General features: G+C 49.6%; 16 protein-coding genes and 1 tRNA gene. 10 read left to right on the top strand and 7 right to left on the bottom strand.

Annotation, left to right across the window (positions count from 1 at the left end):
* Positions 1–17: 17 nt before the first annotated feature.
* Complete coding sequence (locus tag NMD08_RS16830; protein WP_016152485.1) at positions 18–464, bottom strand: YccF domain-containing protein; 447 nt, start codon at positions 462–464, stop codon at positions 18–20.
* A 125-nt stretch (positions 465–589) separates the two neighbouring features.
* Between NMD08_RS16830 and helD the strand changes: the two genes are divergently transcribed.
* The gene (helD, locus tag NMD08_RS16825) at positions 590–2,644 is read left to right on the top strand and encodes a DNA helicase IV (protein WP_210904905.1); all 2,055 of its coding nucleotides are present in this window, start codon (positions 590–592) and stop codon (positions 2,642–2,644) included.
* Positions 2,645–2,675: 31 nt separating this feature from the next.
* Here helD and mgsA read toward each other — a convergent pair whose 3' ends face one another.
* Both mgsA and NMD08_RS16815 read right to left on the bottom strand, forming a co-directional pair.
* The gene (gene mgsA, locus NMD08_RS16820; RefSeq protein WP_114682373.1) at positions 2,676–3,134 is read right to left on the bottom strand and encodes a methylglyoxal synthase; all 459 of its coding nucleotides are present in this window, start codon (positions 3,132–3,134) and stop codon (positions 2,676–2,678) included.
* 92 nt (positions 3,135–3,226) lie between these two features.
* Positions 3,227–3,889: a DUF2057 family protein gene (locus NMD08_RS16815; protein WP_151217953.1), complete on the bottom strand. Its 663-nt coding sequence runs from the start codon at positions 3,887–3,889 to the stop codon at positions 3,227–3,229.
* A gap of 172 nt (positions 3,890–4,061) precedes the next feature.
* Between NMD08_RS16815 and NMD08_RS16810 the strand changes: the two genes are divergently transcribed.
* Entirely contained in the window at positions 4,062–4,475 is a 414-nt protein-coding gene (locus NMD08_RS16810) for a CoA-binding protein (protein WP_151217954.1), read from the top strand.
* A gap of 67 nt (positions 4,476–4,542) precedes the next feature.
* Here the strand turns inward: NMD08_RS16810 and hspQ are convergent, their stop codons facing one another.
* Both hspQ and rlmI read right to left on the bottom strand, forming a co-directional pair.
* Entirely contained in the window at positions 4,543–4,860 is a 318-nt protein-coding gene (hspQ, locus tag NMD08_RS16805) for a heat shock protein HspQ (protein WP_043015794.1), read from the bottom strand.
* Positions 4,861–4,917: 57 nt separating this feature from the next.
* A complete protein-coding gene (rlmI, locus tag NMD08_RS16800) occupies positions 4,918–6,129 on the bottom strand; it encodes a 23S rRNA (cytosine(1962)-C(5))-methyltransferase RlmI (protein WP_187259703.1) in 1,212 nt (403 codons plus the stop codon).
* Between the two features lie 214 nt (positions 6,130–6,343).
* On the opposite strand from rlmI, the gene NMD08_RS16795 reads away from it, so the two are divergent.
* Genes NMD08_RS16795 through yccX form a run of 3 tightly spaced genes read left to right on the top strand, consistent with a single transcriptional unit; the run spans position 6,344 to position 8,023 of the window.
* Positions 6,344–6,892 carry a YbhB/YbcL family Raf kinase inhibitor-like protein gene (locus tag NMD08_RS16795; RefSeq protein WP_151217956.1) on the top strand — a complete coding sequence of 183 codons (549 nt, stop codon included), beginning with the start codon at positions 6,344–6,346 and terminating at the stop codon, positions 6,890–6,892.
* A 14-nt stretch (positions 6,893–6,906) separates the two neighbouring features.
* Positions 6,907–7,695 carry an AraC family transcriptional regulator gene (locus NMD08_RS16790; RefSeq protein ID WP_151217957.1) on the top strand — a complete coding sequence of 263 codons (789 nt, stop codon included), beginning with the start codon at positions 6,907–6,909 and terminating at the stop codon, positions 7,693–7,695.
* Between the two features lie 46 nt (positions 7,696–7,741).
* Complete coding sequence (gene yccX / locus NMD08_RS16785; protein WP_370618613.1) at positions 7,742–8,023, top strand: acylphosphatase; 282 nt, start codon at positions 7,742–7,744, stop codon at positions 8,021–8,023.
* Here yccX and tusE read toward each other — a convergent pair.
* On the bottom strand, positions 8,020–8,349 hold the full coding sequence (gene tusE / locus NMD08_RS16780) for a sulfurtransferase TusE (RefSeq protein WP_151217959.1): 330 nt from the start codon (positions 8,347–8,349) through the stop codon (positions 8,020–8,022). The genes yccX and tusE overlap by 4 nt on opposite strands.
* A gap of 88 nt (positions 8,350–8,437) precedes the next feature.
* Positions 8,438–9,097: an FtsH protease modulator YccA gene (gene yccA, locus NMD08_RS16775; protein WP_016152501.1), complete on the bottom strand. Its 660-nt coding sequence runs from the start codon at positions 9,095–9,097 to the stop codon at positions 8,438–8,440.
* A 269-nt stretch (positions 9,098–9,366) separates the two neighbouring features.
* On the opposite strand from yccA, the gene NMD08_RS16770 reads away from it, so the two are divergent.
* The 5 genes from NMD08_RS16770 to NMD08_RS16750 all read left to right on the top strand — a co-directional run bounded on the left by NMD08_RS16770 (position 9,367) and on the right by NMD08_RS16750 (position 13,226).
* Positions 9,367–10,995: an ABC transporter substrate-binding protein gene (locus NMD08_RS16770; protein WP_252838071.1), complete on the top strand. Its 1,629-nt coding sequence runs from the start codon at positions 9,367–9,369 to the stop codon at positions 10,993–10,995.
* A gap of 142 nt (positions 10,996–11,137) precedes the next feature.
* Positions 11,138–11,225, top strand: a tRNA-Ser gene (locus NMD08_RS16765).
* 293 nt (positions 11,226–11,518) lie between these two features.
* Entirely contained in the window at positions 11,519–12,439 is a 921-nt protein-coding gene (locus tag NMD08_RS16760; protein WP_370611591.1) for a DUF6387 family protein, read from the top strand.
* A gap of 237 nt (positions 12,440–12,676) precedes the next feature.
* Positions 12,677–12,889, top strand: coding sequence for an AlpA family transcriptional regulator (locus NMD08_RS16755; protein WP_008499902.1), 213 nt, complete (start codon positions 12,677–12,679; stop codon positions 12,887–12,889).
* A 19-nt stretch (positions 12,890–12,908) separates the two neighbouring features.
* Positions 12,909–13,226, top strand: a complete 318-nt coding sequence (locus NMD08_RS16750; RefSeq protein ID WP_370611590.1) for a hypothetical protein — start codon at positions 12,909–12,911, stop codon at positions 13,224–13,226.
* Positions 13,227–13,295: the final 69 nt, after the last annotated feature.

Raw genomic sequence — 13,295 nt, 5'->3', positions numbered from 1 at the left:
AAGGCCATCGGTCCTGATTATTCAAAGCGACGACGCGCATTGGCTTCACGTGCTGCACGAGCAACTTCTACTGATACCACCCGGCGACCAACTGGCCAGAGTGCAATTGCGGCGATTTTAAAATTCGCGATGCCAACCGGAATACCGATGATGGTAATGCACTGGGCAATACCGGAGACAATGTGCATCAGGCACAGCCACCAGCCGAAGAAAATCAGCCAGAAAATATTGAGCACTGTGCCGCCGGTATTCAACAAAACGTTTTTACCTGCCGGGTTCAGTTCATCGACATGAATTGCTTCGTTGCCATAAGGAAACAGCGAGAGTCGGGTTATCTCCCAACATGAACGGGTCAAGGGTAGAGTAAAAATAAGCACAATACTGACCAGCGTAGCCAGTAACCAGGCTAAGGTGGTGGCGAAGCCCCCGAGCACAAAATTTAAAATATTCAGAACAGTACGCATAAACCCTCGGTTAACTCTGGTTTTCTGTGATTTCGGCAATTGTAACGTTTTTTTGGGCTGGAGCACGTTTTCTCTGGCGGTTACACTGATAAGTAAACCTCTTCGTGTGGATCCGCCTGAGTCTTATGGAACTGAAAGCAACTTCTCTTGGAAAACGTCTGGCACAACACCCTTACGATCGGGCTGTTATTCTCAATGCCGGGATTAAAGTTTCCGGCGATCGTCACGAGTATCTTATTCCCTTCAATCAGTTACTGGCTATTCATTGTAAACGCGGCCTGGTATGGGGCGAGCTGGAGTTTGTGCTCCCGGATGATAAGGTGGTGCGACTTCACGGTACAGAGTGGGCGGAGACGCAGCGTTTCCATCACCACTTGAACGCACTCTGGCAGCAGTGGAGTCAGGAAATGAGCGCCGTCGCTGCGGGAGTTTTACAGCAACAGCTGGATGCGATCGCGGCACGTACCAGTGATAACAAATGGCTGACGCGCGAACAAACGACAGGGCTGCAGCAGCAGATCCGTCGTGCCTTTGCCGCGCTACCACTTCCAATCAACCGACTGGAAGAATTTGATAATTGCCGTGAGGCGTTGCACCAATGCCAGGCATGGTTGAAGGACATTGAAGCCTGTCGCCTAAAGCACAATCAAGCCTATACCGAAGCAATGCTGGAAGAGCATGCCGAGTTTTTCCAGCAAATTGAATCCTCACCGCTGAATCCGGCCCAGGCGCGTGCTGTGGTCAACGGTGAGCAATCCTTATTGGTCCTTGCTGGGGCGGGAAGCGGCAAAACATCCGTATTGGTCGCCCGTGCGGGCTGGTTGCTTGCGCGAGGAGAGGCAGCGGCTGAACAGATCCTGCTGCTGGCGTTTGGACGAAAAGCGGCCCAGGAGATGGACGATCGGATCCGTGAACGCCTGCATACGCAAGACGTCACCGCGCGCACGTTTCATTCGCTGGCGCTGCACATTATTTCGCAGGGCAGCAAAAAAGTTCCGACGGTTAGCAAGCTGGAAAATGATGCCGCCGCTCGCAGTAAACTCTTTATAACGACCTGGCGTCAGCAGTGCAGCGAGAAAAAAGCTCAGGCCAAAGGCTGGCGGCAATGGTTAGAAGAAGAGATGCAGTGGTCTGTACCCGAAGGCAACTTCTGGGATGACGAAAAATTACAGCGCCGTCTGGCTTCCCGGCTGGATCGTTGGGTTAGCCTGATGCGTATGCATGGCGGAGCGCAGGCGGAGATGATTGCCACTGCGCCAGAAGAGATCCGCGATCTGTTCAGTAAACGCATTAAGCTGATGTCGCCCCTGCTCAAGGCCTGGAAGAGCGCGCTGAAGGATGAGAATGCCGTCGATTTTTCCGGGTTGATTCATCAGGCTATCGTTATTCTGGAGAAGGGGCGGTTTATCAGCCCGTGGAAGCACATTCTGGTCGATGAATTTCAGGATATTTCTCCTCAGCGTGCCGCTCTGTTAGCCGCCCTGCGTAAGCAGAACTCACAGACTACGCTGTTCGCCGTGGGGGATGACTGGCAGGCCATTTATCGCTTTAGCGGGGCGCAACTTTCGTTGACTACCGCATTTCAGCAAAACTTCGGCGAGGGCGATCGTTGCAATCTGGACACGACTTACCGTTTTAACAATCGTATTGGTGAAGTTGCAAACCAGTTTATCCAGCGAAACCCTCACCAACTTACGAAACCGCTCAACAGTCTGATGACCGGTGATAAAAAAGCCGTCACGTTGCTCGATGAAAATCAGCTGGATCTGCTGCTGGATAAGTTGTCAGGGTTTGTGAAGACTGAAGAGCGGATTTTGGTGTTGGCGCGATACCATCATCTGAAACCAGCGAGTCTGGAGAAAGCGGCCACCCGCTGGCCTAAGCTACAGCTGGACTTTATGACTATCCATGCCAGCAAAGGACAGCAGGCGGATTACGTCATTATTGTGGGGCTTCACGACGGTAATGATGGTTTTCCAGCTCCGGCCCGCGAGTCGATTATGGAAGAGGCGTTGCTCCCGGCGGTGGAAGATTTTCCGGATGCAGAAGAGAGACGCCTGCTGTATGTGGCGCTAACACGTGCGCGGCATCGGGTATGGCTGCTATTTAATAAAGAAACACCCTCATGCTTTGTTGATGAGCTTAAGCAACTGGATGTTCCGGTTATCCGAAAACCCTGAAACGCAGGCGGCGGTAGCCACCTGCTTGGGATCATTTGAGGCGTTCTGCAAGATAGCGGGCGTAATCTGGGATCAAGATGTCCGCAGCATCGTTGAAGTTTGGCGACTGAATAATAAAATCGGCCGTCGACACGTTGGTGGCGACCGGGATATTCCATACCGTCGCCAGACGCAGCAGGGCTTTGACATCCGGATCGTGTGGTACGGCGTTGAGCGGATCCCAGAAGAAGATCAGCACATCAATTTTCCCTTCTGAAATGAGCGCGCCCACCTGCTGGTCACCGCCCATTGGGCCGCTCAGCATGGCGTTGACGTCCATTCCGGTCGCGCGTTGGATTAAGTTTCCTGTCGTCCCGGTGGCATACAGAACATGCTTTTCCAGCAAGGGTTGGTGGCGTTCCACCCAGCTCATCAACATCTTTTTACAGTGATCGTGTGCAACCAACGCAATATGCTTACGCGCTGGCAATGTGCGAGTCGTTAATTCCATAGTACAGCTCCCAAGTTAACCTGGTTACAGAGTACTGGAAGCGCTTGACGCTGCAAGAGAAAGACCAAAAAAATGCGATGCGAAGATAAATGTCATGAAGGAGGTTGTTTTTGGGCCCATTGCAAAAAGTTACTTCGCGTTTGCGCGTCAGCCTGTTGGAACCAATATTTTAAGCGCTGTTCGGTCAGCGTTTGCGACTGAGGCGGCACGCGATCCAGTTCAGAAACCCCGGATAGCAGAGAGCTGTCATCGGCCATCATTGTGGCGAATTGTGGCAACGAAGCATGTTTAGCCGCTTTGTTATAGCGTTCTGTTTCCATTTCATAATCCACGGTTTTCGCCGTGGAGGTGATGGACAGAATATCCAGCTTGACGGGGATAGGCATAGAGTCCCCATCCAGCAGTTCCACGCGGGGAACCTCATCGAAACGAGCGGCATCCAGCTCATTGTTCAGACGCGGGAGGTGAAAATTAACCTGACTGACGAGTTGGGTATCAAAGCTTATGACCAGCGGGGATGAGATATAGAGACGTTCTTCGTGGCTGGACAGACGAATGGATTTTTCTACGCGAAACACGAGCTGGTGCCGACCATTTTCCAGCTCAATACTGTCGGCACCACGTAGTAATGAGCTGGAGACTTTTTTTCCGTCGAGCACCAGCAGGTCAATATCATTTGACAGACGTAAAGAGGTAGCAAAAACGGTTACCGGCAAACACAGGGCTATTAAGGCTGTCACAATGCCGGTTTTCATAGGTTTCTCCTGACCAGAAATTATCTGTATAAGATGTATCTAAATTTTTCGATAATCATGTTTACTAACATATAGACATATTTTTGAGTTTAGCTCTCATACGCCAGTATGGGATGAATGGTTGCGTGCTCAGGTTTGTCGTACACTTTGCTAAACAGCCTGGAGGAAAACGATGAAAGAGACCGATATTGCTGGCATTTTGACAACGACCCGCACGATTGCACTGGTGGGAGCAAGTGATAAACCCGATCGCCCAAGCTATCGGGTCATGAAATATTTACTTGACCAGGGCTATCACGTTATCCCTGTTTCGCCGAAGGTTGCCGGGAAAACGCTGCTGGGACAACAGGGCTATGCGACGCTGGCGGATGTGCCTGAGAAAGTGGATATGGTTGATGTCTTTCGTAATTCAGAAGCGGCGTGGGGCGTTGCTCAGGAAGCTATCGCCATCGGTGCGAAGACACTGTGGATGCAGCTTGGCGTGATTAACGAGCAGGCGGCCGTGTTGGCGCGTGACGCAGGGCTGATGGTGGTAATGGATCGCTGTCCGGCGATTGAGATCCCGCGTTTGGGGTTGGCGAAGTAAATTCGTGCGGATGATTGGATACGAATCCGGCCTACGACAGATATCGTTGTAGGCCGGGTAAATGCGATCAGTTACGCAGGCGCGGAGCCTGAAGCTGTTTACGGATTGTTCGCGCCAGTTCATCCATTGACGGTTGCTCCGGATGTTCTTCCTGTAGCTCGCTACTCAGCTGTGCTTCGGCCAGATACGTATGTACGGGCAGGCCATTATCGTCTTCCATCACCACGTGATACCAGGGAGCGGCGCGAAGTTCGTCGTTGACCGCCAACTCATCGGCTGACGGCTCATCAAGCGAATATTCCGGGTCGATATCCACGACCACTCCGAGGTAACCTAACAGGGAATGGCGGACCTGCTGGCCGATACCGAATTTGCTGGCAATCATAGTCACCTCCCGGGAAATAGATACCCTCTATGTAAGGGTAATATTCCACTTTTCAAGTTACATGATGCGACAGGCAAACCCTTTCAGATACAGCCCTTCCGGGTAGGTAGCGATCACCGGGTGATCGGCGGCCTGACGGAACTGCTCTATAAATTGTACATCACGACCAGCATCTATTGCGGCATCAGCGATGATTTTCTGAAATAAATCGGTGGTCATCAGCCCGGAACAGGAGAAAGTCAGCAGTACGCCGCCCGGATTGAGTAATTGAATCGCCAGCATATTAATGTCTTTATAACCGCGGCAGGCGCCCATCAACTGGCTTTTGTTTTCGACAAATTTAGGCGGATCCATGACGATGACATCAAATTTCTCACCGCGATCGCGATAGGCGCGCAGCAGTTTGAACACGTCATCACGCACGAACTCGGCTTTGTTCAGCTCCAGTTTGTTCAGTTCCACGTTCTGGCGGGCAATATCAAGCGCCTCCTGGGAGGTGTCGACGCTGACTACCTGACGGCATCCACCCATTAATGCTGAGACAGCAAAGCCGCCGGTATAAGAGAAACAGTTCAGGACACGTTTGTTTTCCACGTAACGACGCGTGGCCAGGCGACTGTCGCGTTGATCGAGGTAATAGCCAGTTTTGTGACCGTGCTGAATATCAACCAGTAGCTTCATGCCGTGCTCTTCAATCGGCAGCAGAGCAGGCGGCAATTCGCCTGTTACAGGCCCTTGGGTCAGCTCCATACCTTCTTTTTTGCGCACGGCGACATCGCTACGGTCATAAATTGCGCAGTCCGGGAAAACAATTTGCAAGGCGCTGATCAGCGCCGCACGTTGATATTCAGCACCAGCGCTGAGCAACTGCAATACCAGGAAGTTACCAAAGCGGTCAATAGTGATGCCTGGCAAGCCATCAGATTCGCCAGCGATCAGACGGTAGCTGTCCAAGCCATCTTTGCTTGCCAGCCAGTCACGCCATGTCTGTGCTTTCTGCAGACGACGAGTGAAGAAATCAATATCGATGGATTCAGACTTGTCAAAGGTCCAGACGCGCGCGCGGATCTGTGACGCAGGTGAGAACGCGCCGCGCGCTAACCATTTACCCTGGTGATCAACAATATCAACGGTTTCACCAAGGTTGGCTTTGCCTTCCATACGGGCGACAGCACCGGAAAATACCCACGGATGGCGGCGAACTAAGGACTTTTCGCGCCCTTTGGCTAACACTAAACGAGGATAATGTAGAGTTGTAGATTCAGTCATGCGGAGCAACCTCTCACAAACAGTGACGCGGGCTGGAGTAAAATACCAGCCTGAAACCATTAAAATAAAATGGCGCGTAGAGTAGCACAGATGATGAGGTCAATCATCAGCGCATGGCGCTGAGCGTTTCGGCACAAAACGCTATCGCAGAGGCACAGTTTCTTTTATGCCCACCGTTTACATTGCTATTTCTTAATGAGAAAAAGGAAATACAATGAAAGCTATCTTCTCTCTGGCTACCGCCGCCATTGTCGCGCTGAGTTTTGATGCCTCTGCAGCCTCGGCGTTTCGCCTCACCAGCACCGACATACCCGCTAACCTGCAATTAACGCAAAAACAGGTGTTTAAGGGGTTTGGCTGCAGTGGTGACAATATCTCCCCGCAGCTGAGCTGGCAAAATCCGCCAACTGATGCCAAAAGTTTTGCCATTACGCTGTTTGATCCCGATGCGCCAACGGGAAGCGGCTGGTGGCACTGGACCATTGTGAATATTCCGGCCCAGGTGCATTCGCTTCCTGGCGGGGCCAGCACGAATAAGATACCCGTAGGAGCTGTTCAGGGACGTAATGATTTCGGTTATGCTGGATTTGGGGGCGCCTGCCCGCCGCCGGGCGATAAACCTCACCGCTATCAGTTTACCGTGTGGGCGTTAAATACCGACGCGTTGCCAATTGACAGTAATGCCAGCGGCGCGCTGGTCGGTTTTATGCTGAACAGCCATGTGATTGCCAAAGCTGAATTAACCGCGACGTACGCAAGATAATAGAGGATGAACGGGTGCAGGATGTACATTTTCGCCATAACAACCTTACCACCGCAGAGGTGCGTTCCGGCCATTTGCACCGCCTGCACCGGGTAAAACTGTTTTCTGCTGCTATTTGCCACATTACGCAGGGAAGTAAGGTCATTATTCAGGACGAAAACCGCCTGGTTGCGGGGCCGGGCGAGCTGATTATCATCCCAGCCAATACGCCTCTGGAGATTATTAATCAGCCGGAGCAGGGGGCATTTCGCTCGGATTTGCTGTTGCTGTCGACAAATATCATTACCGCGTTTAAAAATAACTGGGTCGAGGATTTCCCACCGGCAAAGTTGACATCGCTCTGCACGCCCATGAGCAGCGGTTTGGCATTTATGTGGGAAAGCTTGCTGGATGCAGTACGCCAGAATTTACCGGCAAAATTGCAGGAGCATCAGGCGATGGGATTATTGCTGGCGTTACTGCACGATGGTGTGGCGGGACCACTGCTTATCGAGCGTCGATTTAATCTAACCGAACAGGTGCGACAACTTATTATGTTATCCCCTGCTAAGCTATGGACAGCTCAGGAAATTGCCGGTCATCTTTCCATCGGTACCTCAACGCTACGCAGACGATTGCAGATGGAGTCGCAGAGTTATCGGCAAATCGTAGAGGAAGTGCGTATGTCCTGCGCACTCTCTCAGCTGCAATCGACCACGCTGCCGATTGGTGAAATTGCGTTACGCTGTGGTTATCTGTCAGGTTCACGGTTTACCGCAAGATTTCGCCAGCATTATGGATGCCTGCCGAAGCAGGTGCGTTGAGGCATCGGGAACTGTTTCTTCATTTATGTTGATAAGGAGAACCGCCATGTCGAAAGTCTGCATCATCGCCTTGGTTTATGGCCGGGTTCAGGGGGTAGGATTTCGCTACACCACCCAGCATGAAGCGCAACGCCTCGGACTGACCGGCTACGCAAAGAATATGGATGATGGCAGCGTAGAGGTTGTTGCCTGTGGCGAAAGTGAGCAGGTGGAACAACTGATGAAGTGGTTGAAAGCCGGAGGACCGCGTAGCGCCAGAGTTGACCGGATCCTCAGCGAACCGCACCGCCCTGGCGACGAGCTAAAAGGATTTAGTATCCGCTATTAAATGCATTTCACCGGTTTCGGCAGGCCGGCAATTTTAGTCGCCTGCTTAGCCGGACCTTTCGGAAACAGGCGGTAGAGATAACGGCTGTTGCCTTTCTCTTCGCCAAACTTGTTGGCCATCGCTTTTACCAGCATGCGTATAGCGGGGGAGGTATTAAACTCCAGATAAAACTCGCGAACAAAACGCACAACTTCCCAGTGTTCCGCGGACAGCGTAATACCTTCGTTTTCGGCAATGGCAGCCGCCAGCGGCTCGCTCCATTCGGTAGTATCTTTTAGATAGCCTTCGCTATCGGTACTGATTTCTTTACCTTCAAAGATCAACATAATTTGTCACTGCGTTAGTCAAACTGGCGGCAGTTTACCAAAAAAGAAAGCCCCGCATAAGCGGGGCTGGATAATGCGTGTTGACACCTTAATCGCGGCTGGCGAAGCCCAGAATGCTCAGCAGGCTGACGAAGATGTTGTACAGCGAAACGTACAGGCTAACGGTGGCACGGATGTAGTTGGTTTCACCGCCACGGATGATATTGCTGGTTTCAAACAGGATTGCGCCTGAAGAAATCAGGATAAACACCGCGCTGATCGCCAAATGTAACGCCGGCAGCTGCAGGAAGATATTCGCAACCATACCAATCAGCACCACCACGATACCTGCCATCAGCATACCGCCGAGGAAGGACATATCCTTACGCGTGGTCAGCACATAGGCCGAGCAGCTGAAGAAGACCAGCGCCGTACCGCCCAAAGCCATGGCGATAACATCACCCATGCCTGCAGACAGGTAAGTGTTCAGTATCGGTCCCAGAATGTAGCCCAGGAAACCGGTGAAAGCGAAAGCGGACAGGATACCGACCGGTTTATCCGCCGTTTTATAGGTCAGGAACATCAGACCATACATACCCACCAGCGTCAGGATAAGTCCCGGAGAAGGCAACATCAGTACGGTACTGGCGGTCGCCGTGAGCGCTGAAAACGCCAGCGTAAGGCTGAGCAGGAAATAGGTATTGCGCAGCACCTTATGTGTGCTGAGTAGCGATGTACGATCGCGTGAAGAACTAATAATACGATCCATGAGTCACTCTCTTATGACAGATGTAATTAATGATGAAGGATAATGAAATCAAGGGGAATGACACAGCGGTTTTACCCATCTTTACGCATTTTAACCCGCCAGGCTTAAGCATATTATTTCAACAAAAGCTCCCGAATCAGATGTTAGCACTGTATGTGCAAAAATGTCAGATCCACCTCTGCCAGGTAACTGAAAAATATTGCGTTATTCCCGAATCTCTCTGACAGTGACTGAGGTGTCTACAAAAACAGAGCGATAAGGTAAAGGGAATGATTCAACACAAATCGAAGATATTGACGTTTACGCTGTTGGCTGTCTGTTTGATGTCTATCAACGGCGTGACGAGGGCGGCAAATGTGCCTGCAGGTACACTACTTGCAGAAAAACAGGAGCTGGTCAGGAATAACGGCAGTGAGCCAGCGTCGCTGGATCCGCATAAAGTCGAAAGCAACGTTGAGTTTAATTTAATCAGTGATATGTTCGACGGGCTGGTGGCAGTTAAGCCGGATGGCTCTATTGAACCCCGTCTTGCCGCGTCCTGGGAGAACAAAGACAACACCGTGTGGACCTTTCATTTGCGTCCGGGCATAACCTGGTCAGATGGGTCAGCTATTACCGCGCAGGATGTTGTCTGGAGCTGGCAGCGTCTGGTCTCTGTACAAACGGCTTCCCCTTATTCTTCGTATCTGGGCAATATGCATGTTGCGAACGCCGTCGATATTGCTCAAGGGAAAAAAGATCCTGCCATGCTAGGAGTCAAAGCCCTCGATGATAGCATGCTGGAAATTACTCTTACGCAGCCGACGGCGGCGTTTCTGGCGATGCTGGCGCACCCGTCTCTGGTTCCACTGGATAAAGTGCTGATAGGCCGCTTTGGCGATAAGTGGACCCGACCAGAACATTTTGTCAGTAGCGGACCGTACAAATTGTCGCAGTGGGTGGTCAATGAGCGCATTGTTGCCGAGCGTAACCCACATTACTGGGACAATCAGCACACGGTCATTAATAAGGTTACCTATTTGCCCATCAGTTCAGAGTCTGCTGACGTTAACCGCTATAAGGCCGGTGAAATTGACATCGTGTATAGCGTACCGGTCAATCAATTCGCGCAGCTGAAAAAGACGATGGGTGATGAACTTCATGTCTCACCTCAGCTTTCAACCTATTACTATCAGTTCAATACGACCCGAGCGCCGTTTAATGACCCGCGCGTGCGTCGTGCGCTGAATATGGCGTTAGATAAAGACATCATTGCACAAAAGGTAATGGGGCAGGGGCAACGCGCAGCGTGGCTTATCAGCCAGCCGGAAATAGGGGGAGTACAACTGCATGCGCCGGAATATGCGTCGTGGCCGCTTGAAAAACGTATCACTGAAGCGAAGAAGCTGCTGGCTGAAGCCGGTTTTGGCCCCGAGCATCCGCTTAGTTTAAATCTGCTCTATAACACGTTTGAAACCCATCAACGTATTGCTATTGCCGCATCATCAATGTGGAAGAAAAACCTCGGCGTAGAGGCGAAGCTGCAAAATCAGGAATGGAAAACCATGCTGGACACCATGCATACCGGTAATTTTGACGTCGTACGTTACGCGTGGATCGCTGACTATGATGATGCCTCAAGTTTCCTCAACATCTTCCGTACCGGAGATAGCGAAAACACCACCGGCTACAGCAATCCCGCCTTTGATGAAGCGATGCGTAATGCAGCGAAAGCAACTTCGCTCCAGGAGCGAGGCAAATATTACCAGCAGGCTGAAGACCTTTTAGGGGCAGATGTGCCAGCGATTCCGGTTTACCACTATGTTCGCACGCATCTGGTGAAGCCGTGGGTGGGGGGATTCGCACCGGATAACCGCGGAAACTACTACACCAAAGATATGTACATCAAAAAACTTTAAGCGCTGGAGCCCGTATTTGTGCTGAATAAACGGTCAATTTGTTGTTATTTAAGTCAATTAACAGCATTTTGGCTGTTTTTCAGGCAAACGAACACATTGGTGCTTTACAGGTCCGTTCGGGATGTTTATAGTGCGCCTCATTGGAAGCGTGGCCGAGCGGTTGAAGGCACCGGTCTTGAAAACCGGCGACCCGAAAGGGTTCTAGAGTTCGAATCTCTACGCTTCCGCCAATTTATCAACAAAATCAATAAGTTAAGCGTTAGTTTTGATTTTGTAGTGCATAGAGTATTGCATAAAAAGCCCGTGTAAAACGGGCTTTTTTTGTATCTAAAATCTGGTTTTTCCCCGCAAAAAATATTTTAAACACTCCGTTCTTGCCTGAGAAAGGCCCCTACCTGTTTCTCTTCCTATACAGATTAACCAAGCAACATCCTTAGACCACAAACCTGTAATCGTGATGGTTAGCTGGACAACCAATTGTTCTGTCGGTAAAACAGCTAAAAAAGTTAACTGGTAATTGAAAATGAAAGCTAGTGAAGTCATGAAGGCGGTAAAGACGTGGTTTAAGGTGAGCAACTATGATGCTTTGCAGGAGATCACGATTGAAGACCTGAAGAGGGAAGCGTTTGCCCGAATGAGGTTAGCTAAACATGATTTTGATGGAGAGTTGAATGACGATGATGACCGTGAGATCCGCCAGCGTTATCTGGACTATGAAGCTAAAATTTTAGCGGGAAAGCCTTTATTAGTAAGTCCAAGCAACGCCCCAGCTCCCACCTATGGAAAAGACTACCCACTCAGGCAGGCAGTGGAAAACCCTCTCCAGAACGCAAAAATATATATCAAACACATCACCGTAGCGGATGCTGCGAAATATGAGCGTCAATTAAGAGAGATAAAGATACTCAGGCGTATGGGGCTTAAGGAAGAAGGGGTAACCATGCCAGCCTCAGAAGAGATTGGGCGGTGGCGGTTGACTGATATCGAAATGCTTCATCCCCACAAACCACTTTATCTGGAACTCAACATCAGAAGGCTTACTGACGAAGAAGTCATCGAACATATGAAGCGTATGCTTCCAGAATGGCGCAGGACGCATGGTATCCCGGAACCGTTAACGGGAACATTCAGGTTCGGGCTTAGCACGATCAAGAGGCTGATTAACTTCAAGATCATCCCTCTACTGGATCTGCTGTTCTGGGCCAAGAGAAACAACGAAAAAATTTCCTATGAACAGCTTAGCAGGCTTCTTTATCCCAATGATTCTGAGGATATCAGAGGTGGATCTCAAATCAAAGACACGGATAAGCTATTGGCTGACAAGGTGCTTACCCGTGAGTTTGATAGGATGTTTAACATCTACCTGAGCAAAAATGACAGCATGATACACACCAAAGTTGCTGAGGCCTTGAAGATGAACGAAAAAGAGCAGCAAGACGAGTAACTTTTCTTCTGCGATTCGGGGCTTCTGATAAAGAGGCGCCCCGTTCTTCAAAACCAGCGAAATCCGCAAATTTCCATTTTCCCCGAAAATCATTTCTTTTGACTTTCTCATAAAAATCTTGTTTGCCGATCTCTGCATCCAGCGATCTCAATTTTTCCTACTATAGCTCTTGTCGAAACAACATAGAGAAAAACGAAATCTCATAGAGATTACGTAAAACAACAGAGGAAAAGACAAATGAGAAATGAAATCGCAGGAAAAAGATTAATCCGTGTTCCTGAAGTTCTGAGAAGAGTCGGATTTAGTCGAACCACAATGTATGAGCTTATCAAGGAAGGGCGATTCCCGGATAAGGTAATCATAGGGGCAAGATCTGTAGCCTTTGTGGAAAGTGAGATTGATGCATGGATTGAAAATACCATTTTCGATTCACGTAGAAATAATAAATAACATAAAAGAGGAAGGTAAAATGAAAGTACAAAAGATAGAAATACATGTTAGCAATGATGATACAAAATATTTTGTTCTAAAAAGTGGCGAAGAGTATGACTACTATTTGCGGTGTATGCACGAGTATATGGGGGAAAGATTCTATCATAACCTTAAAGACGATAGTTATATGGAAGGTGTTTTAAAATCAATAATAGAGAACGGTAAGAAAGATTTTAATGAGTTCTTGAAAAAACATAAGTATAAAGCATCGATTAAAAACGTATATTTTGATGAAGTACTTGTCAATCTTAGGCAGATACATCATGTGATGAGTCACTATATTTTACATACATAATCGCTGGCGTCATCTATTCGGCCCGCAAGGGGCTAATATAAAACGAAATAAATAAAATAAGCATTTAAT

The organism is Citrobacter meridianamericanus (assembly GCF_041320245.1).
GTDB classification, from domain to species: Bacteria; Pseudomonadota; Gammaproteobacteria; order Enterobacterales; family Enterobacteriaceae; genus Citrobacter; species Citrobacter meridianamericanus.
This window is presented reverse-complemented; position numbering and strand designations above follow the sequence as displayed.

Coding starts and splice junctions, on each gene's coding strand:
- NMD08_RS16770 (WP_252838071.1), top strand. CDS start 9,367: ATGATTCAACACAAATCGAAGATATTGACGTTTACGCTGTTGGCTGTC.
- helD (WP_210904905.1), top strand. CDS start 590: ATGGAACTGAAAGCAACTTCTCTTGGAAAACGTCTGGCACAACACCCT.
- NMD08_RS16815 (WP_151217953.1), bottom strand. CDS start 3,889: ATGAAAACCGGCATTGTGACAGCCTTAATAGCCCTGTGTTTGCCGGTA.
- NMD08_RS16750 (WP_370611590.1), top strand. CDS start 12,909: ATGAAAGTACAAAAGATAGAAATACATGTTAGCAATGATGATACAAAA.
- rlmI (WP_187259703.1), bottom strand. CDS start 6,129: ATGACTGAATCTACAACTCTACATTATCCTCGTTTAGTGTTAGCCAAA.
- yccA (WP_016152501.1), bottom strand. CDS start 9,097: ATGGATCGTATTATTAGTTCTTCACGCGATCGTACATCGCTACTCAGC.
- NMD08_RS16755 (WP_008499902.1), top strand. CDS start 12,677: ATGAGAAATGAAATCGCAGGAAAAAGATTAATCCGTGTTCCTGAAGTT.
- yccX (WP_370618613.1), top strand. CDS start 7,742: ATGTCGAAAGTCTGCATCATCGCCTTGGTTTATGGCCGGGTTCAGGGG.
- tusE (WP_151217959.1), bottom strand. CDS start 8,349: ATGTTGATCTTTGAAGGTAAAGAAATCAGTACCGATAGCGAAGGCTAT.
- NMD08_RS16760 (WP_370611591.1), top strand. CDS start 11,519: ATGAAAGCTAGTGAAGTCATGAAGGCGGTAAAGACGTGGTTTAAGGTG.
- NMD08_RS16830 (WP_016152485.1), bottom strand. CDS start 464: ATGCGTACTGTTCTGAATATTTTAAATTTTGTGCTCGGGGGCTTCGCC.
- NMD08_RS16795 (WP_151217956.1), top strand. CDS start 6,344: ATGAAAGCTATCTTCTCTCTGGCTACCGCCGCCATTGTCGCGCTGAGT.
- mgsA (WP_114682373.1), bottom strand. CDS start 3,134: ATGGAATTAACGACTCGCACATTGCCAGCGCGTAAGCATATTGCGTTG.
- hspQ (WP_043015794.1), bottom strand. CDS start 4,860: ATGATTGCCAGCAAATTCGGTATCGGCCAGCAGGTCCGCCATTCCCTG.
- NMD08_RS16810 (WP_151217954.1), top strand. CDS start 4,062: ATGAAAGAGACCGATATTGCTGGCATTTTGACAACGACCCGCACGATT.